Consider the following 23,949-nt stretch of genomic DNA (forward strand, 5'->3'; position numbering starts at 1 on the left):
GCTGCTTGCTGGTCTGGATACTCATCCGGTCCCTGATCCGTGTCCGGTCTGTTGTGTCGACGGCTCGTCGTCAGGACCTCCGAGCCATCCTATGTGCCGTGCTACTGTGACGATGTGCGTGGACTGATGGCCCTTCTTCGGTGCCGCGGCGAGGCCAGCTAGGACACTTCAGCTGAAGGCCGTTCCTCGCCGCGGTGCGTGACATGCCCGGCCGCCAGCACCCCAGCTACGCCAGAAGAGAAGGCCACCGTGCAGAAGACACAGCAGAGTTCCGGAATGCCGTTCACCAAGTACCGTCCGTTCCAGGACCAGATCACCGTCGAGCTCCCGGATCGCTCGTGGCCGGACCGCCTGATCACCAGGGCGCCGCGCTGGTGCGCCGTCGACCTGCGTGACGGGAACCAGGCGCTCATCGATCCGATGAATCCCGAGCGCAAGCACAGGATGTTCGATCTGCTGGTGCGCATGGGGTACAAGGAGATCGAGGTCGGTTTCCCGTCGGCGTCGCAGACGGACTTCGACTTCGTCCGGCAACTGATCGAGGGCGACCGCATTCCCGACGACGTGACCATCCAGGTGCTCACCCAGTCCCGGGAGCACCTGATCGAGCGTACCTACGCCTCGCTCGAAGGCGCCGACCGGGCGATCGTCCACCTGTACAACTCGACGTCCGTCCTGCAGCGACGCGTCGTGTTCGGCCAGGACCAGGACGGCATCATCGACATCGCACTCCAGGGGGCGCGCCTGTGCCGGAAGTTCGAGGAGAACATGGGTGAGACCGCCATCACCTACGAGTACTCGCCGGAATCCTTCACAGGTACCGAGCTCGAGTTCGCGGCCAGGATCAGCAACGAGGTCTCGCACGTCTTCGAGGCGTCGCCCCAGAGGCAGATGATCCTGAACCTGCCGGCCACCGTGGAAATGGCCACGCCGAACGTCTACGCGGATTCGATCGAATGGATGAGCCGCAACCTCCAGGACCGCGACAGCATCATCCTCTCGCTGCACCCCCACAACGACCGCGGCACGGGCGTCGCGGCGGCCGAGCTGGGGTACCTGGCCGGCGCGGACCGGATCGAGGGGTGCCTCTTCGGGAACGGCGAGCGGACCGGCAACGTCGATCTCGTGACGCTCGGCATGAATCTGTTCAGCCAGGGCATCGATCCGGAGATCGACTTCTCGGACATGGACGAGATCCGCCGCACGGCCGAGTACTGCAACCAGCTCACGGTGCCGGAGCGATCGCCCTACGGCGGGGATCTGGTCTTCACTGCCTTCTCCGGCTCGCACCAGGATGCGATCAAGAAGGGCTTCGACCGGATGGAGCAGGACGCCGCCGACGCCGGTGTGGGCGTGGCGGAACTGCCCTGGGCCGTTCCCTATCTGCCCATCGACCCGAAGGACATCGGCCGCTCCTACGAGGCCGTCATCCGCGTCAACTCGCAGTCCGGGAAGGGCGGTGTGGCGTACCTGCTCAAGAGCGAGCACAGCCTGGACCTGCCCCGCCGCGCCCAGATCGAGTTCTCCGGCGTCATCCAGCGCCGCACGGAGACCCAGGGCGGCGAGGTCAGCGGTGCCCAGCTGTGGTCCGTGTTCCAGGACGAGTACCTGCCGAGCCGCGGGGACGCTTCAGGTGACAATTCAGTGGGTGCCTGGGGCCATTACCAGCTGACGTCCGTGAACACCGACACGGCGGAGGACGGGTCCTTCAAGCTCACCACCACGCTGCTGGTCGACGGCCTCCCGCAGCGCCGGTCGGCGCAGGGCAACGGTCCCATCGACGCGCTGCTGGTGATCCTCCGTCAGGACGGCGTGGACCTGCGCGTTCTGGACTACACGGAGCACGCACTGTCCTCGGGCGGGAACGCCCGGGCGGCCGCCTACGTGGAGTGCGCCGTCTCGGATCGCGTGCTGTGGGGGGCCGGCATCGACGCGAACACCACGATGGCCGCGCTGAAGGCTGTGATCTCGGCAGCCAACCGCGCCATCCGCGACGGCGTCTGACACGTACGCTCCCTGCTCGAACGTCGGACGCCGTGTACGGGGGTGACGGATGGGACAATGAAGAGTGCCCTCGTCCTCAGCATCACGAACCTACCGCGCCCAGGGTGTCGTCCTGCGTACCTACAAACTCGGCGAAGCGGATCGCATCATCGTCCTGCTCACCCGGGAGCACGGCCAGGTGCGCGCCGTGGCGAAGGGTGTACGCAGGACCAGCAGCAAGTTCGGCTCGCGACTGGAACCCTTCATGGCGGTGGACCTGCTCCTCGCCCACGGCCGGAATCTCGACATCGTCACGCAGGTCGAGATCAGAGGCGCCTACGGCTACGACATCGCCTCCGATTACGGTCGCTACACCGCCGCAACGGCGATCGCCGAGACGGCCGAGCGGCTGACCGACATCTCCGAGGCCGGGGGAGCGCAGTACGCCCTTGCCGTCGGGGCCTTCTCCGCGCTGGGCCGGGACCTGCACCCGGCAGGGCTCATCCTCGACTCCTATCTCCTGCGCGCGCTGGCGACGTCCGGATGGGCCCCCAGCTTCACCGACTGCGCCCGCTGCGGGACGCCCGGACCGCACAGTGCCTTCTCCGCTCCTCTCGGCGGTGCCGTCTGTTCCTCCTGCCGCCCGCCGGGGGCCGCATCGCCGTCGATCGCCACGATGGACCTGCTCGGAGCCCTGCTGACGGGTGACTGGCACACCGCGGACGCCTCCGGGGACGGGGCGCGCCGTGAAGGTGCGGCTCTCGTGGCCGCCTATGTGCACTGGCACCTCGAGCGTGCACTACCATCCCTCAAGCACGTGGAGCGGGTATGAGAAGAACCGAACGGCCTCCGGTGGCACCCTGGGCCCACCCCAGTGGGGAGAAAGCCCCCTCGGTACCACGGGCATTCGTGCCGAACCATGTGGCGATCATCATGGACGGCAACGGACGGTGGGCCAACGAGCGGGGACTGCCGCGCACCGAGGGACACCGGGCTGGAGAAGCGGCGCTGCTCGACGTCGTGGCCGGAGCCATCGAGATCGGCGTCAGGCACGTGTCCGTCTACGCCTTCAGCACGGAGAACTGGAAGCGCTCCCCCGAGGAGGTGCGGTTCCTCATGGGGTTCAACAGGGAGGTACTCCGGCGCCAGCGGGACCAACTCGATGCCTGGGGAGTGCGTATCCGCTGGTCGGGGAGACGACCGAAACTGTGGCAGTCCGTGATCCGTGAACTCGAGTCCGCACAGCAGCAGACGCTCCACAACACGGTCTGCACCCTGACCATGTGTGTGAACTACGGCGGACGTGCGGAGATCGCGGATGCCGCCAGGGCCATCGCCGAGGACGTCGCCGCCGGCACGCTGAAGGCCTCCTCGGTGAGTGAGCGGACCATCCAGCGGTACCTCGACGAACCGGACCTGCCCGACGTCGATCTCTTCCTGCGGACCTCCGGCGAACAGCGCCTCTCGAACTTCATGCTCTGGCAGTCGGCCTACGCCGAGATGGTCTTCATGAACACGCTCTGGCCCGATGTGGACCGCAGGACGCTCTGGCGGGCCATCGAGGAGTACGCCGCACGCGACCGCCGGTACGGGGGAGCCGTGGATCGGGCCGCCTCGGGCGGCTAGCCACCGGTCGCGAGTCCGCTGCTCTCCCCGGCGTCGCGCACCCGCGGGCTGCGCTGCAGGACCTCACCGGGCACCTGCACCTCCAGCCAGCGGAGCACCGCGTCGGTGGCCTCCCGCCGCACCTCAACCCTGGACAGGAAGACGTCGTGCAGCGCGCCCGGCAGTCGGCGGATGGTGATGCTGTTGCCGAGCTCTGCCGCACGGTGCACCATCGGGGTCACATCGAGAATGCTGTCCGTGTGCCGCATCGCCTCGTCCCAGGTGGCGCTGATGGTGGACGAGGCGGAGCAGACCACGAGGATCGGCACGTCGATGCTCACGCCGTGGGCGAGGTCGGCGTGTCCCGCAAGGACGGCCCGCAGCCAGCCGACGCGGATGGGGAAGCCTGCTTCCGGACGCCACGCCGGGTCGATCGGCCACTCGCCGTCGCGGGTGTCGCTGATGTTCCTGAAGTAGAACCCCAGTTCCGGCAGGGGAATGCGCGCCTTGGGCCGACGACGCGAGACCGTCGCGAGGATGCCCTGGGCTGCTGGGCGCAGCAGGGCACTGCCCTGCATGTCCAGCCACGGGCTGTTCAGGACCAGCGCGGAGACCCGGCCGGGATTCCGCGCGGCCCAGAGGGCGGCGGTCAATCCGCCCATGGAGTGCGCCATCAGGACGAGATCGAGGACGACGGGCGCCCCGGCACGCTCCCGGAGCCTGCGCTCGAGTGCGGCGAGTGCGGCTTCGAGATCGGCGTCGTAGTCCTGCAGCGACGTGACGAAGCCCGGAGTCTGCCCCGGCAGCAGGCTGCGTCCGTACTTGTGCAGATCGAGGGCGAAGAACGCCCACCCACGTTCATGCAGCGCTTGCGCGAGCTCCGCGTGGAGGAAATAGTCGCTGAACCCGTGAAGATAGAGCACCGCACGCACCCGTTCGGCTTCCGTGGCGGGGTCGGTGCGCATCGACTGCCCGGCCGGGGCACCGTCGGGTTCATACGCCACGAGGGTTGCTACGCGGCGTCCTTCGTCGTCGGGCTCGAGTGGCAGGGTCAGTGAGCGGAACGAGGCTCCGAGGATGTCCTCCGACCAGGGCTCGTGCATGCCTCGACCCTACCGCTGCCGGGTCGGTGCGGACCGTCCGTAGTTGGACGCTGCGGCCGGTCGTGGGATTCTGGGACGATGCGCATCTACCCGACGTTCTTCCGGATCGTCTTCTCCGGGATGGACGCCGAGAAGGCACACAGGCTCGGTTTCGCCCTCATCAGGACGGCGGACCGCACCCCGCTGGGCCGGGTGCTGCGTCGGATCTGTGCGCCGCACCCATCTCTGGCGACGACGGCGTTCGGCGTCCGGTTCCCCTCGCCGTTCGGTCTCGCCGCGGGCTTCGACAAGGCAGGCACGGGTGTCCTGTCATTGACCGCACTCGGCTTCGGCCACGTGGAGGTCGGAACGATCACCGGTCAGGCACAGCCCGGCAATCCCAGGCCACGCCTGTTCCGGCTGGTCGAGGACCGGGCAGTCATCAATCGCATGGGCTTCAACAACGACGGCGCGGCAACGGTCGCTCCGCGTCTGCGGTCGGCCCGGCTCGGGCTGCGGCGTCGCTACGCGCCGGGCCGCCGTCCTGTCGTGGGGGCCAACATCGGCAAGACCAAGGCCGTGGATCTCACGGACGCCGTCGCGGACTACCTTGTGAGCGCGCGGGAACTGGCCCCTGTCGCGGACTACCTCGTGGTCAACGTCTCGTCACCGAATACTCCCGGCCTGCGGCTCCTGCAGGGCGTCGATCACCTCAGGCCGCTCCTGGAAGCGGTGCGCCGCACGGCCGATGACGCAGCGGGCAGGCATGTCCCGCTCCTGGTGAAGATCGCGCCGGATCTGCTGGACAGCGACATCGACGACGTCGGATCGCTGGCGCTCGAGCTGGGCCTCGACGGCATCGTGGCGACCAACACGACGATCACGCGGGAGAATCTGAGCTCCAGCGCTGATCCTGCGGTCACCGGCGGGGTGGGCGGGCTCAGTGGTGCACCCCTGAAGGCGCGGTCCCTCGAGGTCCTCGGACGCCTGCGCTCGATCGTGGGGACCGAGCTGACCCTCGTCTCGGTCGGCGGCGTCGAGACGGCGGGCGACGTCCTCGAACGGCTCGCCGCCGGAGCGACCCTGGTCCAGGGTTACACGGGGTTCCTCTACGAGGGACCGTTCTGGGCCCGGAGCATCAACCGCAAGCTGGTGGGCCGGGTACCCCGGTTGAGCTGATCAGCTCACGCGGGGTACTGACCCCGGCGCACCTGCGGTTTGGGCAGTCTCAACCGACGGATCTGCATGGCCCGGGTCGTCGCGTACCAGAGATCGCCCTGGTTCGGCGCGCCGAACTTCTCGGTCAGCTTCTTCCGCAGCTTCCTGCGCATCAGGAGGACGTCGAGGACCACGGCGATGATCAGCACCCAGAACGCCGTGAGGATGGCGCCCTGGACCGCCAGTGACTGGAAGAAGCTGAGCACCACGAACACCAGCGCGGCGATCATGAGGAACTCACCGAGGTTGAAGCGCGCATCGACGAACTGGCGCACATACCGGCGCTGCGGTCCCTTGTCGCGCAGTGGCAGATAGCGCTCGTCGTCGGTATCGAGTGCCAGGCGGGTGCGGGCCCGCTCGTCACGCGCAGTACTGCGGCTCTGTTCCCGGGCGGCCTTGCGGTCGTCCGGCACGAGAGGCCGCCTGCGCGCGGCTTCCTGCACACTGCGCTTGGGAGTCGGCGCGCCCTTTCCCTGCGAACGCTGCGCCTGAGGCGCGGGCGAGGCGCTGTCGATGACGTCCTGGGCGGTGGGAGCTTCTCTGTTTCGTCCGAACACCCTCTCAGGATACCGGCTGGGCGTGCGGACCCGGCCCGGCTGTGTAGGGTGCTGGCATGACTCATACTCCCACCGACCAGCCGATCGACCCGGACCGCACCCCGGATCTCCTGCGGAGCAGTATCGATGCCGCCTTCCCCCGCATCGTCGGGCAGCTCTCGGAGCTCGTCGCCATCCGCGGCATCGCCTGGGAGGCGTTCGACGCGCAGGAGCTCGAGGCGAGCGCCGCCGCTGTCGCCGATCTCGTCCGCGGGGTGGGCATCGAGGATGTCCGCATACTGCGTGTCGACAACGAGGGAACGCCGGGCGGCCCCGCCGTCGTCGCGCGCCGTCCCGCCGCCGCAGGTAGACCGACGGTACTGCTGTACGCGCACCACGACGTCCAGCCGCCGGGCGACGAAAGCCTGTGGGAGAGCCCTCCCTTCGAGGCGACCGAGCGCGACGGCAGGCTGTACGGTCGCGGTGCTGCCGATGACAAGGCGGGCATCATGGCGCACATCGGGGCGTTCGGGGCGCTCAGTGAGGTCCTCGGCGATTCCTTCGGGGTCGGCGTGACGCTGTTCATCGAGGGGGAGGAGGAGGCAGGGTCTCCGACCTTCCGCACATTCCTCGACACCTACCGTGACGATCTCGAGGCGGACGTGATCGTCGTCGCGGACTCCAGCAACTGGCGCGTCGGTGTACCGGCGCTGACCACGAGCCTCCGTGGTCTCGTGGACGGCACCATCGAGGTCCGGGTCCTGGAGCACGCCGTGCACTCGGGCATGTTCGGAGGCCCGGTCCTGGACGCTCCGACACTCCTGGCACGGCTCATCGCAACATTGCACGACGACGCCGGCGATGTGGCGATCGCCGGGCTGGCAGGTCGTGATGATGCCGCGGTCGACTACCCGGAGCAGGACTACCGATCCGACGCGTCGGTGCTCGACGGCGTCCAGCTCGCCGGTACCGGCTCCATCGCCTCCCGCCTCTGGCACAAGCCCGCACTGTCCATCATCGGGATGGACATCCCGAGTGTCGCGGTGTCCTCGAACACCCTGCTGCCGCGCGCTCGCGCCAAGTTCAGTCTCCGGCTCGCGCCCGGGCAGGATCCCGGCGCCGCCATGGCTGCTGTGCGTGCCCACGTCGAGGCGCAGGCCCCGTTCGGGGCGCAGGTTCTCTTCGAACCGGGGGAGACGGGAAGCCCCTTCCGGACCGACACGACCGAGCCGGCCTCCCGTCTGGCCCTGGAATCGCTGAAGGAGGCATGGGGCGTCGAGGCCGTCGAGGCCGGGATGGGCGGATCGATCCCGTTCATCGCAGATCTCACCGAGGTGTTCCCCTCGGCGCAGATCCTGATCACCGGTGTGGAGGACCCGGACTCCAGGGCCCACAGCGCCAACGAGTCGCTCCACCTCGAGGAGTTCAAGAAGGCGATCCTGGCAGAGGCGATCCTCCTCGCACGGATCGACGACGGGGGGCTGACGCGTCAGTAGCGCCTCGCGGGCCGATTCCCGGACGTGCCGGCCTCCTGGATCCGTTGTACCATCCGGTTATGCTCGGTACCGGCCGCAGCATAGAATTGAGCCACGCCGTGAGCTCCATCCCGCGGCACTCAGAACGGGCACCCGCAGAGTCCGAGCTAGGAGAAACACCATGAACACCTCGACCACCGACACCGCCTCCGCCGCCGAGTCCGCAGCTCTCGCCGCGCACGAGGTCGATCTCTCCGACGTTGCGGCCGGAAAAATACGCAGCCTGCTCGAGCAGGAGGGCAGAACAGATCTGCGCCTGCGCGTCGCCGTCCAGCCCGGCGGATGCTCAGGACTGATCTACCAGCTCTACTTCGACGAGCGGGTCCTCGAGGGGGACGCCGTTCGTGACTTCGACGGCGTCGAGGTGATCGTCGACAAGATGAGCGTTCCCTATCTCTCCGGTGCGTCCATCGACTTCGAGGACACCATCTCGAAGCAGGGTTTCACGATCGACAACCCCAACGCGGGCGGCTCCTGTGCCTGCGGGGATTCCTTCCACTAGCACGTTTCCGCGAAGGCCCGGAGGACGCCGAATAGGCGTGTTCCGGGCCTTTTGCATGTCACCGGATCGACGGTCTTACGGGTAAGCTCTACACCGAGTAGTAAAACTGGAGGTGCACCCCGGACAGCTTCCTGGGCGGGTGGCAACGCACGAAGAGAAGGAAGGTCCGTCTGTGATATCGCAGGACCGAACCAGTAGCAGGCGCGGCAGGATCGCAAAACTATCCGGCATCTCGCTGGTGGGTGCACTGGCGCTGACCGGATGCTCCGCAGAAGCCCAGCGGGGCTGGCTGCCCGGAGACCGGGACACCACCAACCACACGAGTCTGGTCACCGACCTGTGGGTCAACTCCTGGATCGCGGCCACCGTCGTGGGGCTCATCACCTGGGGTCTGATCATCTGGTGCATGGTTGCGTACCGTCGTCGCAAGAACGACACGGGCTACCCGCGACAGATCAGCTACAACCTTCCCCTGGAGGTCTTCTACCTGACGATCCCGGTGTTCATGGTGCTCGTCTTCTTCTACTTCACCGAGCGGGACATCGCGACGATCGATGCGCGGGTGGACGATCCCGACGTCGTCGTGGACGTTCGCGGCAAGCAGTGGTCATGGGACTTCAACTACGTCAATGAGAACAGGTACTCCGCCGGTGTCCAGGCCAATCTGACGGGGGAGGAGGGAGTGCCGGAGACCCTGCCGACACTGTATCTTCCGGTCAACCGGTCGGTGGAGCTCCAGCTCAATGCCCGAGACGTCCAGCACTCCTTCTTCGTGCCGGCCTTTTTGCAGAAGCGCGATCTGTACCCCGGTCGCACCAACTACATCAACGTGACCCCGACGCAGGAGGGCACCTTCGCAGGCAAGTGCGCCGAACTGTGCGGTCAGTACCACTCGGAGATGCTGTTCAACGTCGAAGTCGTCTCGCAGGCAGAGTTCGACGCACAGATGGAGCAACTCGAGATCGGTCAACTCGGCGACGAGTACGACCGCGACTCCTACCCGGATGATGATCCCGACCTCGATACACCCAGGAGCAGCTGATGTCCACCTTCGAATACACCCTCGAGGAGGCCGGCACCGTAGCCGCTCCCCGTGTTGTTCCGAGGTCCAAGGGACGCATCGTCGTCAACTGGATCACCTCGACCGATCACAAGACGATCGGCTACATGTACCTGATCGCCTCGTTCATCTTCTTCTGCTTCGCCGGCGTGATGGCACTGATCATCCGGGCCGAGCTTTTCGAACCGGGTATGCAGATCCTGCAGACCAAGGAGCAGTACAACCAGCTCTTCACGATGCACGGCACCGTGATGCTCCTGATGTTCGCCACGCCGTTGTTCGCGGGTTTCGCGAACGTGATCATGCCGCTGCAGATCGGTGCGCCCGACGTCGCCTTCCCGCGTCTGAACGCACTGGCCTTCTGGTTCTTCCTCTTCGGCAGCACCATCGCTGTCTCCGGGTTCATCACCCCGCAGGGCGCTGCCTCCTTCGGCTGGTTCGCCTACGCACCGCTCTCCAGCACCACTTTCTCCCCGGGCATCGGTGGTGACCTGTGGGTGTTCGGGCTGGCGCTGTCAGGGTTCGGAACCATCCTCGGATCGGTCAACTTCATCACGACGATCATCTGCCTGCGCGCGCCGGGCATGACCATGTGGCGGATGCCGATCTTCACCTGGAACACACTGATCACCGGCATCCTCGTGCTGATGGCGTTCCCCCCGCTGGCGTCGGCTCTGTTCGCCCTGGGTGCGGACCGTCGATTCGGAGCGCACATCTTCGATCCCGAGGCAGGCGGCGCCATTCTCTGGCAGCACCTGTTCTGGTTCTTCGGCCACCCGGAGGTCTACATCATCGCGTTGCCGTTCTTCGGCATCGTGTCGGAGATCTTCCCGGTCTTCAGCCGGAAGCCCATCTTCGGGTACAAGGGCATCGTCTTCGCGACCATCGCCATCGCTGCGCTGTCCATGACGGTGTGGGCGCACCACATGTACGTCACCGGAGCCGTGCTGCTGCCGTTCTTCGCGTTCATGACCATGCTGATCGCTGTTCCCACGGGTGTGAAGTTCTTCAACTGGATCGGGACGATGTGGCGGGGCTCCATCACCTTCGAGACGCCCATGCTGTGGAGCATTGGCTTCCTGGTGACCTTCCTCTTCGGAGGTCTTACGGGGATCATCCTGGCCTCGCCTCCGCTCGACTTCCACGTCTCGGACACGTACTTCGTGGTGGCCCACTTCCACTACGTGGTGTTCGGTACGGTCGTCTTCGCGATGTTCGCGGGCTTCTACTTCTGGTGGCCTAAGTTCACCGGGAAGATGCTGAACGAGCGACTCGGCAAGATCCACTTCTGGATGCTCTTCCTCGGGTTCCACGCCACCTTCCTGATCCAGCACTGGCTCGGTGTCGACGGTATGCCCCGACGCTACGCGGACTACCTGCCGGAGGACGGCTGGACCGCCATGAACCAGTTCTCCACGGTGGGATCCTTCGTCCTCGGCGCATCGATGATCCCGTTCTTCTGGAACGTGTACATCACCTGGCGGACCGGCAAGAAGGTGGACGTCGACGATCCGTGGGGCTTCGGGGCCTCACTCGAGTGGGCAACCTCGTGCCCGCCGCCGCGCCACAACTTCACCTCACTTCCCCGGATCCGTTCCGAGCGGCCGGCGCTGGACCTCCACCATCCGGAGCTGCAGCAGACACACACCCCCGACGAGAGTGCCGCCGGCTTCATGGGAGCGGCTGACCGACAGGACACGAACGCATGAAGATCGAGGCCAAACTCTTCTCCCTCCTCATGCCGTTCTTCTTCCTGGTCGGCACGGTGTATGGGTTCCTCGTCGAGTGGACGGAGCCGGTGGGCTTCCTCGCTCTCTACCTGACCGGTGGTCTGGCCGGAATGATCGGCTTCTACCTGGCCTTCACGGCCAGGCGGGTGGGGATGCGACCGGAGGATCGGCTCGACGCCGAGATCCACGAGGGATCCGGCGAGCAGGGACACTTCAGCCCCTGGAGCTGGTGGCCCCTCGTGCTGGCTCTCGCTGCAGCCACCGGATTCCTCGGAATCGCGGTCGGATTCTGGATCCTCTACATCGGGGTCGGCTTCGCGGCGATCGCCCTCGTCGGGTGGGTCTTCGAGTACAGCCGCGGGGACCACGCCCACTAGGACGAGGTCAGGCACGAGCAGATCGTCAATTCGAATCGGGAAGCCCGCCAGCGGCGGGCTTCCCGTCGTTCGGGTACTTCGCCACCGACGCCGCCGTCCGCGGTGGTGGGAAAACCGGCGTGAGGAGTCATCGTGATACGGCCGCGGCCTTTCGATGCCGAGCTCCTCGACGAGGACTCCGCCGAGGCGAAGCATGTGCAGCTCCGCAAGAGTCTGAGGAGCTACGTTCAGCAGCACGGTGAGCCGGGCGCGGCGATCCCGTCCGAGCGGCAGCTGAGCGAGTATTACTCCGTGGCGCGCATGACTGTACGCCAGGCCATCGATGCGCTCGTCGCCGAGGAGATCCTGGAACGCGTCGTCGGCCTCGGCACCTTCGTGGCGCGGAGCAAGCTCGACCTCCAGATGAAGCTCACCTCCTACACCGAGGAGATGATCCGCCGCGGCATGGTGCCGGACGCCCGCGTACTCAGTTTCGAGCAGCAGGCCGCGACGCCTCTCGTCGCCAGGGAGCTGCAGATCGAGATCGGCCAGCCCGTCATACGCTTCCGCCGACAACTCCTCGCCGACGGCGAGCCCATGAGCGTCGACGAGAATTTCATTCCCGCACATCGGGTCAGAGGGATTCTCGACGATCCTCCTCCGACCTCGCTCTACAACGTGCTGAGCGAGAAGTACGGACTCGTCATGGAGTGGGGCGAGGACACCATCGAAGCCACGGCTGCCTCACCCTCCATCGCCCGGCTCCTCAACGTGGAGATGAACGCGCCGCTGCTGAGGATCCAGCGACACGCGTACGTGGCACGCACCATGATCGACTATTCCGTGTCCTACTACCGGGCGGACCGGTACAAGCTCTGGGTGCCGCTGCAGCGTCCCGGGGTCAGGACACCCCGAGGGTACAGCTCCAAGCGCCTCGGCTGAGTCCGACGGCGAAGCCGAATATTCAGAAGCCACATACCGGTGGATCTCACCTCGTCACCGGCTGCCATATCGGCGACCACGAACGACCGCCGGCTGTACCCGCTTAACCAGGAGCAGGGACACCGTGGCGTCCTTCACCGGGCGAGCGGAGCGACGGGCGCGCTCCTCGGATCTCCACCGTCACGGCGCCGTGCACGAACTGCTGCGCCCAAGATCTCGAAAGGCAATTCTGTCGTGGCGAGTGCAGGATACAACTCGGTCGATCGGGTTGACCTCCAAGCGAACGAGGAGGGGCCCGGGCGCTGAACGCCCGGGCCCCTCCTCGTTGAACCGTGAACTACCGGCTGGCGATGGACTCGCGATCCTTCGTACCGGCGACCTCGTCGTGATGATCGTCGTGGGAAGCGGCCAGTTCGCTGGGCCGGACCGGAGCCACCCTGTCCTCGAAGAAGAACCGGGACAGACGGCCGTGGACCTTGTCGAGGCGGCTGACCTTCCCGTTCTCGTCCGGCGTCGGCTGCGATACCCGGGGCGAGTCGAAGCTCGTCAGCGTGTAGAGCTTGTAATCGTCGACAGGCTCGTGGACCTCGATGAACTCGCCGTGGGGCAGACGCACAATGCGCCCGGTCTCACGACCGTGGAGGGCGATCTCGCGGTCCTTGCGCTGCAGCGCCAGGGAGATCCGGCGCGACACCATGAATCCGAGGATCGGCCCGATGATCACGAGCGCTCTCAGCCAGTACGTGACGTCGTTGAGGGACACCATGAAGTGGGTTGCGATGAGGTCGGAGCTTGCAGCCGCCCACATCACGCAGTAGAAGACCACTCCCGCGACACCGATAGCGGTACGTGTAGGAGCGTTGCGCGGCCGGTCGAGCAGATGATGCTCACGTGTGTCCTTCGTGACCCACCCTTCGATCCAGGGCCAGGCGAACATCAGGGTGAAGAGGATGATCGCGGGTACCAGCGCCGGTATCAGTACATTGAGCGACAGTGCATTGGTTCCCCAGGGGAAGGGGATCATGAACTCGAGGTCGAAATTCCCGAGCGTCCCGGGCATCAGGCGTAGCGCGCCGTCGACCCAGCCGATGTACCAGTCCGGTTGCGTACCGGCGGACACGGGGGAGGGGTCGTACGGCCCGTAATTCCAGATCGGGTTGATGGTGAATGCTGCCGCGATAGCGGCGAGGACGCCGAACACGATGAAGAAGAAGCCGCCGGCCTTCGCCGCGTAGACCGGGCCGACGGGGTATCCCACGACGTTCGTGTTGGTCCGTCCCGGACCGGGGTACTGCGAGTGCTTGTGCAGGACCACCAGGAACAGGTGCAGCCCGATCATCAGCAGGATGACCGCCGGCACCAGCAGGATGTGGAGGACGTAGAGTCGCCCCACGATCGCCGTACCCGGGAACTCGCCACCGAAGAGGAAGAAACTCAGGTAGGTACCGATCACGGGGATGGCCTTCATCACCCCGTCGATGATGCGCAGACCGTTGCCCGAGAGCAGATCATCAGGCAACGAGTATCCGGTGAATCCGGCCGCCAGGCTGAGGATGAGCAGGACACAACCGATGATCCAGTTGAACTCACGGGGCTTGCGGAACGCACCTGTGAAGAAGACGCGCAGCATGTGGACAGCCACCGCGGCGACGAACAGCAGGGCCGCCCAGTGGTGTACCTGACGCATGAACAGTCCGCCGCGGACGTCGAAGGAGATGTCGAGAGTGGAGGCGTACGCCACCGACATCTCCACGCCCCGCAACGGCAAATAGCTACCGTCGTACTCCGTCTCGGCCATCGAGGGATCGTAGAAGAAGGTCAGGAACGTGCCGGAGATGAGCAGGATGACGAACGTGTAGAGCGCCACCTCACCGAACATGAACGTCCAGTGATCGGGGAAGATCTTGCGCCCGAACTCCTTGACGAGGCTCGAGCCGCCCACGCGCGAGTCGACATAATCGGTGACCTTGCCGACGCGCGTCTTCGGCACGAAGTCTTGCGTCGCAGTTGAGCTGCTCATGTCAGCCTCGCTCCCAGAAACTAGGTCCTACGGGTTCTTGAAAATCGCTCGAGGCGACCAGGTAGCCCTCGTCGTCCACCTCGATGGGCAGTTGGGGCAACGGACGAGCCGCTGGGCCGAAGATGACCTTCGCCTCCTGCTCGACGTCGAAGGTCGACTGGTGGCAGGGGCACAGCAGGTGGTGTGTGTGCTGTTCGTAGAGAGCTACAGGACAGCCGACGTGCGTGCAGATCTTGGAGTAGGCCACGATCCCGTCGTAGCCCCAGTCCTCGCGTCCGGGGGACGGGTTCAGATCGTTCGGATCGAGACGCATCAGCAGCACAACGGCCTTGGCCTTCTCCTCGAGCATGTCCTCGACCTCGTTGAGACCCTCGGGAATGACGTGGAACGCCGAACCGATGGTGACGTCCGATGCGCGGATGGGGGTGCCGCTGGGGTCGCGCGTCAACCGCACTCCGGTGTCCCACAGCGTCTCCTTGAGGACGTTGCCGGGAAGCGGACCGAGGTCGCGGAAGATCGCGATGGCGGGAAGAGGTGCCAGCAGGACCGCGCCGAGGAGCGTGTTGCGGATCAGGGGACGACGCTTGATACCGGATTCTTCGAGAATGTCGTTGACCATCTGCTCGGCGTCCTGGCGGTCGCTCTCCGGGCGGATGTCGTGACGGTCCTCGGTGACCTCGTGGTCGGGCATCAGGGTCTTGGCCCAGTGGACGATGCCGACGCCGATGCCGAGCATCGCGAATGCCGTACCCAGCCCGAGCGTCAGATTCTGCAACCTGAGGCGCTCGATCGTGTCGTTGAGGGGAATGAAGAAGTAACCGACGAAGAACAGGACGGTGCCGATGACCGAGATCGTGAAGAGGAGGGCGACCTGGCGCTCCGCACGCTTCTCGGCACGCGGGTCCCGGTCCGCGAGGCGCGGCCGGTGCGGCGGGATACCCGGGTTCTCGAACTCGTCCACCAGTTCGTTCGGCGAGCCGAATTCGATCGTCGTTCCCGGGGTGCCGTGACTAGCGTCGGCCATGATCCCTCGCATCCTTCATGGGCTGGTGAGTTGTTCGGCAGTATGCAGGTGATTCGTGACCGACGGGCTTCCGGATGGTCATGACGACCTCGATGTCAGCCAGACGGTGAAGGCGATGATGACGCCCAGCCCGGCCACCCAGATGAACAGGCCTTCGGACACTGGTCCGAGCGACCCGAGATCGGCGCCTCCGGGCGAGCCCTGCTCCCCGATGGTGTCGAGGAAGGCGATGATGTCCTGCTTGTCCTCGGGCGTGATGTTGGCGTCGTTGAAGACCGGCATGTTCTGCGGCCCGGTGACCATGGCCTCGTAGATGTGCTTCGCGCTCGTACCATCGAGCGCCGGGGCGTACTTGCCCCGCGTCAGGGCGCCGCCCGCAGCGGCAGCGTTGTGGCACATCGCGCAGTTGACGCGGAACAGTTCCCCGCCTGCAGCGGTATCGCCCTCGGACGCATCGAGGACGTCGTCGGAGGGGATGGCCGGTCCGGCGCCCAGCGAGGCCACGTAGGCGGCCAGCTGACGAGTCTGCTCCTCGGTGAACTGCACGGGCTTGACCTGCGCCTGGGGGCCGTCCATCTGCATGGGCATGCGGCCCGTGCCGACCTGGAAGTCCACCGAAGCCGCTCCCACGCCCACCAGGGACGGTGCGGCATCGGAGCCGGTTGCGCCCATGCCGTGGCACGACGCGCAGTTCGCGGTGAACAGCTTGCTGCCCTCTTCGACATCGTTCGCGGTGAACGAGGTGGTCTGCGCCTGCGCCTCGTTGGCGGTGCTGGCTGCGGCGTAGATACCGCCGGTCGTCAGGAGCGCCATGAGGAGCAGCGCGACTGCTGCCAGGGGGTGACGCCGCCGCTGGGAAAGTGCCTTCACGGATTACTTCCTGCCTCTTGTGGTACCAGAGCTTCTGGAGATCTGCATCGGATTCTACCTCTAGTAGAAGAACGTACGGGGGGTGAATTACTGAAGGAAGTAGATGATCAGGAACAGACCGATCCAGACGACGTCCACGAAGTGCCAGTAGTACGAGGTCACGATCGCGGACGTTGCTTCGAAGTGCCCGAACTGACGCGCCAGGAACGCCCGTCCGATGATCAGCAGGAAGGCGACGAGACCACCGATCACGTGGATACCGTGGAATCCGGTGGTGATGTAGAAGGCGGACCCGAACGGGTTGGACGAGAGCGAGACACCCTCGGACACGAGCTGCGCATACTCGTACGCCTGGACGGCGACGAAGATGGAACCCATCAGGAACGTGAGCAGGAACCACTCCACCATGCCCCAGCGGGAGATGGCGAAGGGGCCGCCGATCCGTCGCGGCTGGAGCCGCTCTGCCGCGAACACGCCGAACTGGCAGGTAACGGAGCTCAACACCAGAATGATGGTGTTGACGAGCGCGAACGGGACGTTCAGCTTCTGAGTCTCTACTGCCCACAACTCACCGGAGGTGGAGCGGAGGGTGAAGTACATGGCAAAGAGGCCTGCGAAGAACATCAACTCGCTCGACAGCCACACCACGGTTCCCACGGAAACCATGTTGGGGCGGTTGAGCGCGGGATGCGGCGCGGCGCTGGGGGCTTGGGTCGCGGAGGTCACGAGTTCATTATGTCCCCAAGAACAGCGCGATCACCAACACGAAACGGCCTGCATTTCGCGCCGGTGACTGGTAGTCGGCTGCCACGCCCGTGTTCACGCGGAAGTTCGCCGTCGCCGTCTTCTACATTTCGTAGATAATCTTGGACGGTGAGTCCGCCAACACCAGCCCCTTCGCCGTCCTCCACATGGCCATCGATCTTCTCGTCCCTGGTCGCAGGGAGGGATCTCGGGGCGGAGCAGAGCCGCTGGGCAATGGACTCGATCATGGCCGGCGAGGCGAGCCATGCGCAGATGGCCGGCTTCCTCATGGGACTGCGGGCCAAGGGGGAGTCCGTCGCCGAACTCGCCGGGCTGGTCCAGGCGATGCTCGATCGCGCCCACCGGATCACAGTGGGCGGACCGACCCTGGACATCGTGGGCACCGGCGGGGACGGCCTGAACACGCTGAACATCTCGACGATGAGCTCCCTCGTGGCCGTCGGTGCCGGGGCGAAGGTGGTCAAGCACGGGAACAGGGGAGCCTCGTCCGCCTCGGGCGCCGCGGACGTGATCGAGGCGCTCGGCGTCCGGCTGGATCTGGAACCCGCCAACGTCGCGCGGACCGCGGAGCTGGCCGGCATCACCTTCTGCTTCGCGCAGGTCTTCCACCCGTCGATGAAGCACGTGGCTGTGCCCCGGCGCGATCTGGGTGTCCCGACCACCTTCAACTTCCTCGGCCCGTTGAGCAATCCGGCGGGAGTGAGTGCACAGGCGCTCGGTTGCGCCGACGCGAGAATGGCACCGCTGATGGCGGGCGTCCTCGCGGGAAGAGGAGTCAGAGCGCTCGTGTTCCGGGGTGACGACGGTCGGGACAAGCTGACCACGAGCGGAACGTCGACGATCTGGGAGGTCCGCGACGGCGCCGTCCGTGCGTACGGGGTGCATCCGGGGGATTTCGGGCTGGATGTCGTGCCCGTCGATGCGCTACGGGGTACCACCGCGGGTGCCAATGCGGACGTGGTGCGGGCTGTTCTCGACGGGCAGGACGGGCCGGTGCGCGACGCCGTCGTGCTCAATGCCGCAGCAGGACTCGTGGCGCTCGACGAGCGGGCCGACGGGGACCTCGTCGAGCGGATCGTGCGTGCCATGGCCCGCGCACGCTCAGCCATCGACTCGGGAGCAGCAGCACGGGCGCTGGCACGGTGGATCGAGGTGAGCAGGTCCTACTGACGGGCGGTGAGGCAGAACCTGGCCGGCTGAGGACGCTACTGCAGCCGTGGGACAGGATCCACCGGGGACGGCCGGGTCGTCGAAGCCGCCTCGGCGAGCTGAATGGCTGAAGCTCCTCGGTGAGCTGTTCCCCGGACCTGCGAGGCTCAGTTGTCGAAGCCGAGGGAGAACGCGGCGTCGAGGTCGTGCTGGGAGTACGAGCGGAAGGCGATCTGGGTCGTCGTCGAGCGGATGCCCTCGATCTTCGACAGCCGATCCGCGATCACGTCGGCCAGGTCCTCGTGACGGCTCACCCGCGCGATGGCGATCAGGTCCCACTCGCCGGTCACCGAGTACACCTCGCTGATGCCCTCGATCTCCGAAATGGACTGGGCGCTCTCGGGGATGCGCGAGGCATCGGTCTGGATGAGGACGAAGGCGGTGATCATGGCGAGCCTTTCACGGAAGCCGGGGAAGTCGTGCTCCTACGCTACCGGTCGCCACAGGTCGTCGATGATGCCGGATTGTGCACCGAGCGAGCGCCGGACCGCAGCCGTCCGGGGAGGTCAGGGAAGCCGGCTCGGCGGACGGCGGCCGAGAGGTGGGCCCGGCTCGCGTCGAGCGCGACGTTGCTGACGAGTACCGCGGGGCCGCGGTGGACGAGTCCGTCAGTCAGCGGCCGGCACCGGATGCCGCCCCTGCCGCGCATCGCCCTGTGCGCCCCGGGCGCCAGTACCCTGTCCATCCAGACGCAGGGGTGCGCAGGACGACCGGCGTGGAACGCGACACTGTGGCCTGCCGATTCGAGCACGAAGTCCTCGCCCAGGAGTGGAGCGAGCTCCGCGCCGCGCAGGACGACGTTCCGACGGGGCAGGAGAGGATCGAAAGGTGCCTCGCCGAGTTCTCGTGCAATGTCCTCGAGTGCCTCGACGGCGAAGAGCGTCACGGCCGCGTCCATGTGCGCCGCCTTGCCGAAGAAACGATCGCCGACGATCCCCTTGCCGGCGACGACCCTCACACTGTCCTCGTCGGATGTCACGACATCGGCCGCGCCGTCCCGGGCTCGGCCGAAATATGCATGCTCGGGCGAGACCAGCAGGTGCAGGATCTCGACGTCGTACCGATACTAGTGGGCCATGGTGCAACGCTAGCCGGACGGGACCGGCCGGAGCCAACCGCCGGCATCCATGTCCCGGCGATCAGTTCCTGACCGTCTGATTGCCCTCCGTGTCCCGGGGCAGCAGCGCGGCGGCTTCCTCGTCGACGAGCACGGTCACATTTCCATGGAGCTGCAGGATGGACGCCGGACAACGAGGCGTGATCGGTCCGTGCAGTGCGTCGTGAAGTGCCTGGGCCTTACCGCTTCCCTGGGCGATCAGCAGAAGCGCGTGTGCCTCGCGGATGGTGCCGAGACCCTGCGTGAGGCAGTGCGTGGGCACCTCCGCCAGCGAATCGAAGAAGCGCTCGTTGGCCCGGCGGGTGTCCTCGGTGAGGCGCTCCGTCCTGGTGCGGGAATCCAGTGCTGCTCCGGGCTCGTTGAACGCCAGGTGCCCGTTCCGGCCGATGCCGAGGACCTGGAGGTCCACACCGCCGGCTGCAGCGATGAGCCGCTCGTAATCGGCTGCAGACTCCTCCAGGTCGTCGACATGCGGGTTCGGTACATGGACGGTCGACGGATCGAGTCCGAGGGGCTCGACGATCTCGCGTTCCAGTACCTTGACGTAGCTCTGCGGATGATTCGGCGGCAAGCCGACGTACTCGTCCAGGGCGAACCATCGCGTGGCGGCGAAGTTCCCCTTCTCTGCACTGAGGGCGGCGTAGAGCGGCGAGGGCGAGGAGCCGGTGGCGACGCCGATCACGGGCGCATCCGAGCCGCGCACCACTTCCATGACGAGGTTCGCCGCGGTCGGCCCGATGGTCGTCGAGTCGAGTCGGCGAACGACCGGAGGCGTGGTGCGGTGCAGTGCAGCGTGCGTCATGGTGCAACCCCTAATTTGGCGAGTTCGGCTCGGATTCCGTCGAAATGGCATCTCAGCCTGGTCGCGGCCAGAGCCTTGTCTCCCGCCTCGACGGCCTCGAAGATGCCGCGGTGCATGGCGGCGGTTTCCACGAGATTCAGGAACGGGTCCCCGACCAGTTCCGAATGGATCTTCCGGTAGACCTTCCAGAAGACGGACATGAGATTGGACAGCAGCTCGTTGTCCAGTGGTTCGAAGAGCTGATAGTGGAACTGCTCGTCCGTCGCCGTGAACACCTCGCCGCGCAGGGCCGCCGACTCCATCCTGCGCACGGATGCCTCGATGACACCGAGGTGTTCGGGTGTCATGAGATCCATGGCTTCCCCGATCAGACCAGCTTCCAGTGCCTGCCGGACGTCGACCAGCTGGGTGGCCTCCTGACCCTCGTGACGCAGGGACAACCTGCCGCGAAAGGTCAGCCCGTCGGTGAGCGCATCGAAGTTCCTCGGTGCGACGAACATGCCGAAACCATGGCGGATCTCGACCACTCCGAGTGCCTGGAGTACCTTCAGAGCCTCCCGCAGGGTGTTCCGGCCGATTCCGAGTGCCTGGGCGAGCTCGACCTCCGTGGGCAGCGGGTCGCCCGCGGAGAGGTCCCGTTCGAGGATCAGCTCCATGATCTCCGACTGGAGGGCACGGGATCGATTCTGTGCGCCGAACCGTGCTGGTGGAGCAGGAACGTCTGGCGGTGTCATGCACATGCTCCTGGATCGGCGAACGGAAGGGAGGGAACGAGTGGAACAGCGATGGACAGGGCGTCACTGCGCTCCCCACGTTATCGGACGTCCCATTTCCCGGAAGCCTCATGGCGCGGATGAACTCTATGCTTGACCGACGGCTGTGATGAACCTTACAGTTTCCGTAGTCGTTGGACATCCTACGTCCGATAAGTACCTGAAGGGTAAGGCACCGAGATGAGCAACAGTTTCGAGACCAGTGGTCTCGTCAACGATTCCAGTCGGCGGAACTTCCTGAAGCTGGCCGGCGTCATGGGCGCTGCGGCGGCGTTCGCCGGATCCGTGGCAGCCTGCAGCCCGGGCGGAAGTCCCTCGTCCGAGGGCGGCTCCGAGGAGGGCGAGGGCTCGATCCAGGCCGGCATCTCGTACCAGCTCTCCACCGGGTTCGATCCCATGCTCGCCACCGGTGCGACGCCGCTCGCGGCGAACCTGCATGTGTTCGAGGCCCTCGTGGAACTCCACCCGGCGACCCGTGAACCCTACCTCGGGCTGGCCGCGGAAGATCCGACCAGGGTCGACGACACCACCTACGAGGTGCAGCTCCGCGACGGCGCCACGTTCCACAACGGGGAGCCCGTCACCGCGTCGGATGTGGTCTTCTCCTTCGAGAGGGTTCTCGACCCGGCCAACGAGTCACTGTTCGCCGGTTTCATCACGTTCATCGACAGCGTCACCGCGACCGACGACACGACCGTCAGGTTCTCGCTGAACTACCCGTTCCCCGCCTTCAGTCAGCGCATCTCGGTCATCAAGATCGTCCCGGAAGCGGCCGTGAGCGCCGATCCCGCAGAATTCGACCTCAATCCCATCGGCTCGGGCCCCTTCAGGCTTGTGTCCGCGGTGAAGGAGGACAGAATCGAGTTCGAGCGGTTCGAGGACTACAACGGCGAGTACCCCGCCCGCGTCCAGGACATGACCTGGCTGCTGCTGTCCGATCCCGCCGCACGCGTCGCCTCCATTCCCTCCCGCACCCAGGCGATCGAGGACGTGCCCTACCTCGACGTGGACCAGCTGGCCACCTCGGTCGAGGTCGAATCGGTCCAGTCGTTCGGGCTCCTGTTCCTCATGTTCAACTGCGAGTCGGACACCTTCTCGGACCGGCGCGTGCGGCAGGCACTGCACTACGCGATCGACACCGATGCGGTCATCGAGAAGGCGCTGCTCGGCAATGCCGCGGCCGCGACCTCCTACTTCCAGGAGGGGCACCCCTCCTACAGCGAAGCCTCCAACGTCTACGGCTATGACGTCGACATGGCGACCTCGCTGCTCGAGGAGGCCGGCGCGCAGGACATCAACATCACGCTGACGGCGACCGACACGGGCTGGGTGGCACGCGTCGTCCCGCTCATCAAGGAGTACTGGGACGCCGTCGGTGTGAACACGACCCTGGAGATCCTCCAGTCGGCGGCGGTCTACGCGCCGGAGAAGGTCGACGGAGGGAACTACGACGTGCTCTGCGCACCGGGCGATCCTTCCGTCTTCGGCAACGACGGCGACATCCTGCTCAGCTGGTTCTACCGCGGTGGAACGTGGATGGAGAATCGGGCCCGCTGGAGCGAGACACCGGAGTACGCCGAGGTGCAGGAGAGACTGGACGAGGCTGCCCAGCTCGAGGCGGACGAGGCGCAGGCGGTCCACGCCGAGGTCGTCAACATCGTGTCCGAGGAAGTCCCGCTGTACCCGCTGTTCCACCGCCAGCTGCCTACCGCGTGGGACGACGAAGCCCTCGACGGCTTCCAGCCGTTGCCGACCACAGGCCTGTCGTTCATCGGAGTAGGACGCAACTAGCACGACCACGGTCCATGGGGCGCCGCAAGCGGCGCCCCATGGACACCCCCCGGATCGGAGTTCCCTGAATGGTCATGTTCATCCGCCTGCTCGCCCGCCGATTGGCAGTGCTGCCGATCATGTTGCTCGGTGTCACCATCATGGTCTTCATCGTCCTCTCCGTGATCCCTGCGGATCGGGCCACGGCGGTGCTCGGCGAGAACGCCAGTGAGTCGGCGAAGGAGGCCTGGCGTGAGGAGCGTGGGCTCAACGATCCGCTGATCGTCCAGTTCTTCAGATACCTCGGGGGAGTGATCCGGCTCGATTTCGGTGTGACCAATCCGCCGGAGGAATCCGTCGCCACCAAGATCGCGGCGGCGTTCCCCATCACTCTCCAGCTGACCTTCCTCGGGGTGCTGCTCGCCGTCGTGCTCTCCCTGACCCTCGGTATCGCCGGCGCCCTCTACCGGGACCGCTGGCCGGACCAGCTGATCCGGCTCTTCTCCATCGCCGCCATCGCGACACCGTCGTTCTGGCTGGCGATCCTCCTCATCCAGTGGTTCGCCCTGCCCGAGGGCTCGATCTTCCCCACCGGTGGTCTCGGCTGGGCCGACGAGTTCGGCTTCGTGGGCTGGCTCTACTCCATGGCACTGCCCGCCCTCGCACTCGGTATTCCGGTCTCGGCGTCGCTGATCAGGGTCGTGAGGACGTCGATGGTGGAGGAACTCGACCGCGACTACGTGCGCACTGCCATCGGCAACGGCGTGCCGTACCGCACCGTCGTCGCCCGCAACGTGCTCAGGAATGCACTGGTCACCCCGGTCACGGTGCTCGGTCTGCGGATCGGTTACCTGCTCGGAGGCGCCGTGGTCATCGAGAAGATCTTCAGTCTCAACGGCATGGGCGATCTGATCGTGGTCGGGCTGACCACCTCTGACACGAATCTCGTGCAGGGCGCGGTGCTGACCATCGCGGTCGCCTTCGTTCTCGTGAACATCGTCGTGGACCTTCTCTACCTCCTCATCAATCCCAGAATCCGGACGGTGTAAG

22 protein-coding genes and 1 pseudogene are annotated in these 23,949 nt (G+C 65.9%); 13 read left to right on the forward strand and 10 right to left on the reverse strand.

The features are described 5' to 3' along the window. Positions 1-249: 249 nt before the first annotated feature. The 3 genes from leuA (at position 250) to E8P82_RS06620 (ending at position 3,609) form a co-directional block, all read left to right on the forward strand. Complete coding sequence (gene leuA / locus E8P82_RS06610) at positions 250-2,004, forward strand: 2-isopropylmalate synthase (protein ID WP_136453693.1); 1,755 nt, start codon at positions 250-252, stop codon at positions 2,002-2,004. A gap of 64 nt (positions 2,005-2,068) precedes the next feature. After that, positions 2,069-2,815 carry a DNA repair protein RecO gene (recO, locus tag E8P82_RS06615; RefSeq protein ID WP_136453694.1) on the forward strand — a complete coding sequence of 249 codons (747 nt, stop codon included), beginning with the start codon at positions 2,069-2,071 and terminating at the stop codon, positions 2,813-2,815. Then, positions 2,812-3,609, forward strand: a complete 798-nt coding sequence (locus E8P82_RS06620) for an isoprenyl transferase (protein ID WP_136453695.1) — start codon at positions 2,812-2,814, stop codon at positions 3,607-3,609. Before recO ends, E8P82_RS06620 begins: the two co-directional genes overlap by 4 nt. Here E8P82_RS06620 and E8P82_RS06625 read toward each other — a convergent pair. Further along, entirely contained in the window at positions 3,606-4,691 is a 1,086-nt protein-coding gene (locus tag E8P82_RS06625; RefSeq protein WP_136453696.1) for an alpha/beta hydrolase, read from the reverse strand. The two genes, E8P82_RS06620 and E8P82_RS06625, sit on opposite strands and share 4 nt — an antisense overlap. Before the next feature lie 78 nt (positions 4,692-4,769). On the opposite strand from E8P82_RS06625, the gene E8P82_RS06630 reads away from it, so the two are divergent. Further along, positions 4,770-5,849, forward strand: coding sequence for a quinone-dependent dihydroorotate dehydrogenase (locus E8P82_RS06630; protein WP_136453697.1), 1,080 nt, complete (start codon positions 4,770-4,772; stop codon positions 5,847-5,849). A 5-nt stretch (positions 5,850-5,854) separates the two neighbouring features. Here the strand turns inward: E8P82_RS06630 and E8P82_RS06635 are convergent, their stop codons facing one another. After that, positions 5,855-6,445: a DUF3043 domain-containing protein gene (locus E8P82_RS06635; RefSeq protein WP_136453698.1), complete on the reverse strand. Its 591-nt coding sequence runs from the start codon at positions 6,443-6,445 to the stop codon at positions 5,855-5,857. A 56-nt stretch (positions 6,446-6,501) separates the two neighbouring features. Between E8P82_RS06635 and E8P82_RS06640 the strand changes: the two genes are divergently transcribed. The 6 genes from E8P82_RS06640 to E8P82_RS06665 all read left to right on the forward strand — a co-directional run bounded on the left by E8P82_RS06640 (position 6,502) and on the right by E8P82_RS06665 (position 12,549). Continuing rightward, positions 6,502-7,920, forward strand: a complete 1,419-nt coding sequence (locus tag E8P82_RS06640) for a dipeptidase (RefSeq protein WP_136453699.1) — start codon at positions 6,502-6,504, stop codon at positions 7,918-7,920. Positions 7,921-8,080: 160 nt separating this feature from the next. Continuing rightward, positions 8,081-8,461, forward strand: a complete 381-nt coding sequence (locus E8P82_RS06645; RefSeq protein ID WP_136453700.1) for a HesB/IscA family protein — start codon at positions 8,081-8,083, stop codon at positions 8,459-8,461. Positions 8,462-8,633: 172 nt separating this feature from the next. Continuing rightward, on the forward strand, positions 8,634-9,503 hold the full coding sequence (gene ctaC / locus E8P82_RS06650; protein WP_136453701.1) for an aa3-type cytochrome oxidase subunit II: 870 nt from the start codon (positions 8,634-8,636) through the stop codon (positions 9,501-9,503). Continuing rightward, the gene (gene ctaD / locus E8P82_RS06655) at positions 9,503-11,230 is read left to right on the forward strand and encodes an aa3-type cytochrome oxidase subunit I (protein WP_136453702.1); all 1,728 of its coding nucleotides are present in this window, start codon (positions 9,503-9,505) and stop codon (positions 11,228-11,230) included. The genes ctaC and ctaD overlap by 1 nt, the downstream gene beginning before the upstream one ends. After that, a complete protein-coding gene (locus tag E8P82_RS06660) occupies positions 11,227-11,628 on the forward strand; it encodes a cytochrome c oxidase subunit 4 (RefSeq protein ID WP_136453703.1) in 402 nt (133 codons plus the stop codon). Before ctaD ends, E8P82_RS06660 begins: the two co-directional genes overlap by 4 nt. A gap of 135 nt (positions 11,629-11,763) precedes the next feature. Beyond that, positions 11,764-12,549 carry a GntR family transcriptional regulator gene (locus E8P82_RS06665; RefSeq protein ID WP_136453762.1) on the forward strand — a complete coding sequence of 262 codons (786 nt, stop codon included), beginning with the start codon at positions 11,764-11,766 and terminating at the stop codon, positions 12,547-12,549. A 337-nt stretch (positions 12,550-12,886) separates the two neighbouring features. Here the strand turns inward: E8P82_RS06665 and qcrB are convergent, their stop codons facing one another. The 4 genes from qcrB to ctaE form a co-directional block, all read right to left on the reverse strand. After that, entirely contained in the window at positions 12,887-14,569 is a 1,683-nt protein-coding gene (gene qcrB / locus E8P82_RS06670) for a cytochrome bc1 complex cytochrome b subunit (protein WP_136453704.1), read from the reverse strand. Between the two features lies 1 nt (position 14,570). Next, a complete protein-coding gene (gene qcrA, locus E8P82_RS06675; protein WP_246021030.1) occupies positions 14,571-15,593 on the reverse strand; it encodes a cytochrome bc1 complex Rieske iron-sulfur subunit in 1,023 nt (340 codons plus the stop codon). A 78-nt stretch (positions 15,594-15,671) separates the two neighbouring features. Continuing rightward, positions 15,672-16,463, reverse strand: coding sequence for a cytochrome bc1 complex diheme cytochrome c subunit (qcrC, locus tag E8P82_RS06680; protein ID WP_136453706.1), 792 nt, complete (start codon positions 16,461-16,463; stop codon positions 15,672-15,674). A gap of 87 nt (positions 16,464-16,550) precedes the next feature. Continuing rightward, the gene (ctaE, locus tag E8P82_RS06685; protein ID WP_136453707.1) at positions 16,551-17,189 is read right to left on the reverse strand and encodes an aa3-type cytochrome oxidase subunit III; all 639 of its coding nucleotides are present in this window, start codon (positions 17,187-17,189) and stop codon (positions 16,551-16,553) included. Positions 17,190-17,336: 147 nt separating this feature from the next. Here ctaE and trpD point away from each other — a divergent pair, with 147 nt between their 5' ends. Then, positions 17,337-18,398, forward strand: coding sequence for an anthranilate phosphoribosyltransferase (gene trpD, locus E8P82_RS06690; RefSeq protein WP_136453708.1), 1,062 nt, complete (start codon positions 17,337-17,339; stop codon positions 18,396-18,398). Positions 18,399-18,544: 146 nt separating this feature from the next. Here the strand turns inward: trpD and E8P82_RS06695 are convergent, their stop codons facing one another. From E8P82_RS06695 to E8P82_RS06710, 4 genes and pseudogenes are all read right to left on the reverse strand, one after another. Beyond that, complete coding sequence (locus E8P82_RS06695; RefSeq protein ID WP_136453709.1) at positions 18,545-18,826, reverse strand: Lrp/AsnC family transcriptional regulator; 282 nt, start codon at positions 18,824-18,826, stop codon at positions 18,545-18,547. Positions 18,827-18,945: 119 nt separating this feature from the next. Next, positions 18,946-19,485, reverse strand: a pseudogene (locus E8P82_RS06700) (MOSC domain-containing protein); the annotation flags it as partial. A gap of 91 nt (positions 19,486-19,576) precedes the next feature. Beyond that, positions 19,577-20,356, reverse strand: a complete 780-nt coding sequence (locus tag E8P82_RS06705; RefSeq protein ID WP_136453710.1) for a glucosamine-6-phosphate deaminase — start codon at positions 20,354-20,356, stop codon at positions 19,577-19,579. Next, positions 20,353-21,090 carry a FadR/GntR family transcriptional regulator gene (locus tag E8P82_RS06710; protein ID WP_136453711.1) on the reverse strand — a complete coding sequence of 246 codons (738 nt, stop codon included), beginning with the start codon at positions 21,088-21,090 and terminating at the stop codon, positions 20,353-20,355. The genes E8P82_RS06705 and E8P82_RS06710 overlap by 4 nt, the downstream gene beginning before the upstream one ends. Positions 21,091-21,309: 219 nt before the next feature. Here E8P82_RS06710 and E8P82_RS06715 point away from each other — a divergent pair, with 219 nt between their 5' ends. Next, positions 21,310-22,920: an ABC transporter substrate-binding protein gene (locus E8P82_RS06715; protein WP_136453712.1), complete on the forward strand. Its 1,611-nt coding sequence runs from the start codon at positions 21,310-21,312 to the stop codon at positions 22,918-22,920. Between the two features lie 68 nt (positions 22,921-22,988). Continuing rightward, on the forward strand, positions 22,989-23,948 hold the full coding sequence (locus E8P82_RS06720) for an ABC transporter permease (protein ID WP_136453713.1): 960 nt from the start codon (positions 22,989-22,991) through the stop codon (positions 23,946-23,948). Position 23,949 lies beyond the last annotated feature (1 nt).

The organism is Arthrobacter echini, assembly GCF_004803505.1.
Lineage (GTDB): Bacteria > Actinomycetota > Actinomycetes > Actinomycetales > Micrococcaceae > Arthrobacter_D > Arthrobacter_D echini.

Bases quoted from the DNA above. Each gene is read 5' to 3' on its own strand.
- E8P82_RS06620 (WP_136453695.1), top strand. From the start codon at position 2,812: ATGAGAAGAACCGAACGGCCTCCGGTGGCACCCTGGGCCCACCCCAGT.
- E8P82_RS06625 (WP_136453696.1), bottom strand. From the start codon at position 4,691: ATGCACGAGCCCTGGTCGGAGGACATCCTCGGAGCCTCGTTCCGCTCA.
- E8P82_RS06630 (WP_136453697.1), top strand. From the start codon at position 4,770: ATGCGCATCTACCCGACGTTCTTCCGGATCGTCTTCTCCGGGATGGAC.
- E8P82_RS06640 (WP_136453699.1), top strand. From the start codon at position 6,502: ATGACTCATACTCCCACCGACCAGCCGATCGACCCGGACCGCACCCCG.
- E8P82_RS06645 (WP_136453700.1), top strand. From the start codon at position 8,081: ATGAACACCTCGACCACCGACACCGCCTCCGCCGCCGAGTCCGCAGCT.
- ctaD (WP_136453702.1), top strand. From the start codon at position 9,503: ATGTCCACCTTCGAATACACCCTCGAGGAGGCCGGCACCGTAGCCGCT.
- E8P82_RS06660 (WP_136453703.1), top strand. From the start codon at position 11,227: ATGAAGATCGAGGCCAAACTCTTCTCCCTCCTCATGCCGTTCTTCTTC.
- qcrB (WP_136453704.1), bottom strand. From the start codon at position 14,569: ATGAGCAGCTCAACTGCGACGCAAGACTTCGTGCCGAAGACGCGCGTC.
- qcrA (WP_246021030.1), bottom strand. From the start codon at position 15,593: ATGGCCGACGCTAGTCACGGCACCCCGGGAACGACGATCGAATTCGGC.
- E8P82_RS06695 (WP_136453709.1), bottom strand. From the start codon at position 18,826: ATGATCACCGCCTTCGTCCTCATCCAGACCGATGCCTCGCGCATCCCC.
- E8P82_RS06705 (WP_136453710.1), bottom strand. From the start codon at position 20,356: ATGACGCACGCTGCACTGCACCGCACCACGCCTCCGGTCGTTCGCCGA.
- E8P82_RS06710 (WP_136453711.1), bottom strand. From the start codon at position 21,090: ATGACACCGCCAGACGTTCCTGCTCCACCAGCACGGTTCGGCGCACAG.
- E8P82_RS06715 (WP_136453712.1), top strand. From the start codon at position 21,310: ATGAGCAACAGTTTCGAGACCAGTGGTCTCGTCAACGATTCCAGTCGG.
- E8P82_RS06720 (WP_136453713.1), top strand. From the start codon at position 22,989: ATGGTCATGTTCATCCGCCTGCTCGCCCGCCGATTGGCAGTGCTGCCG.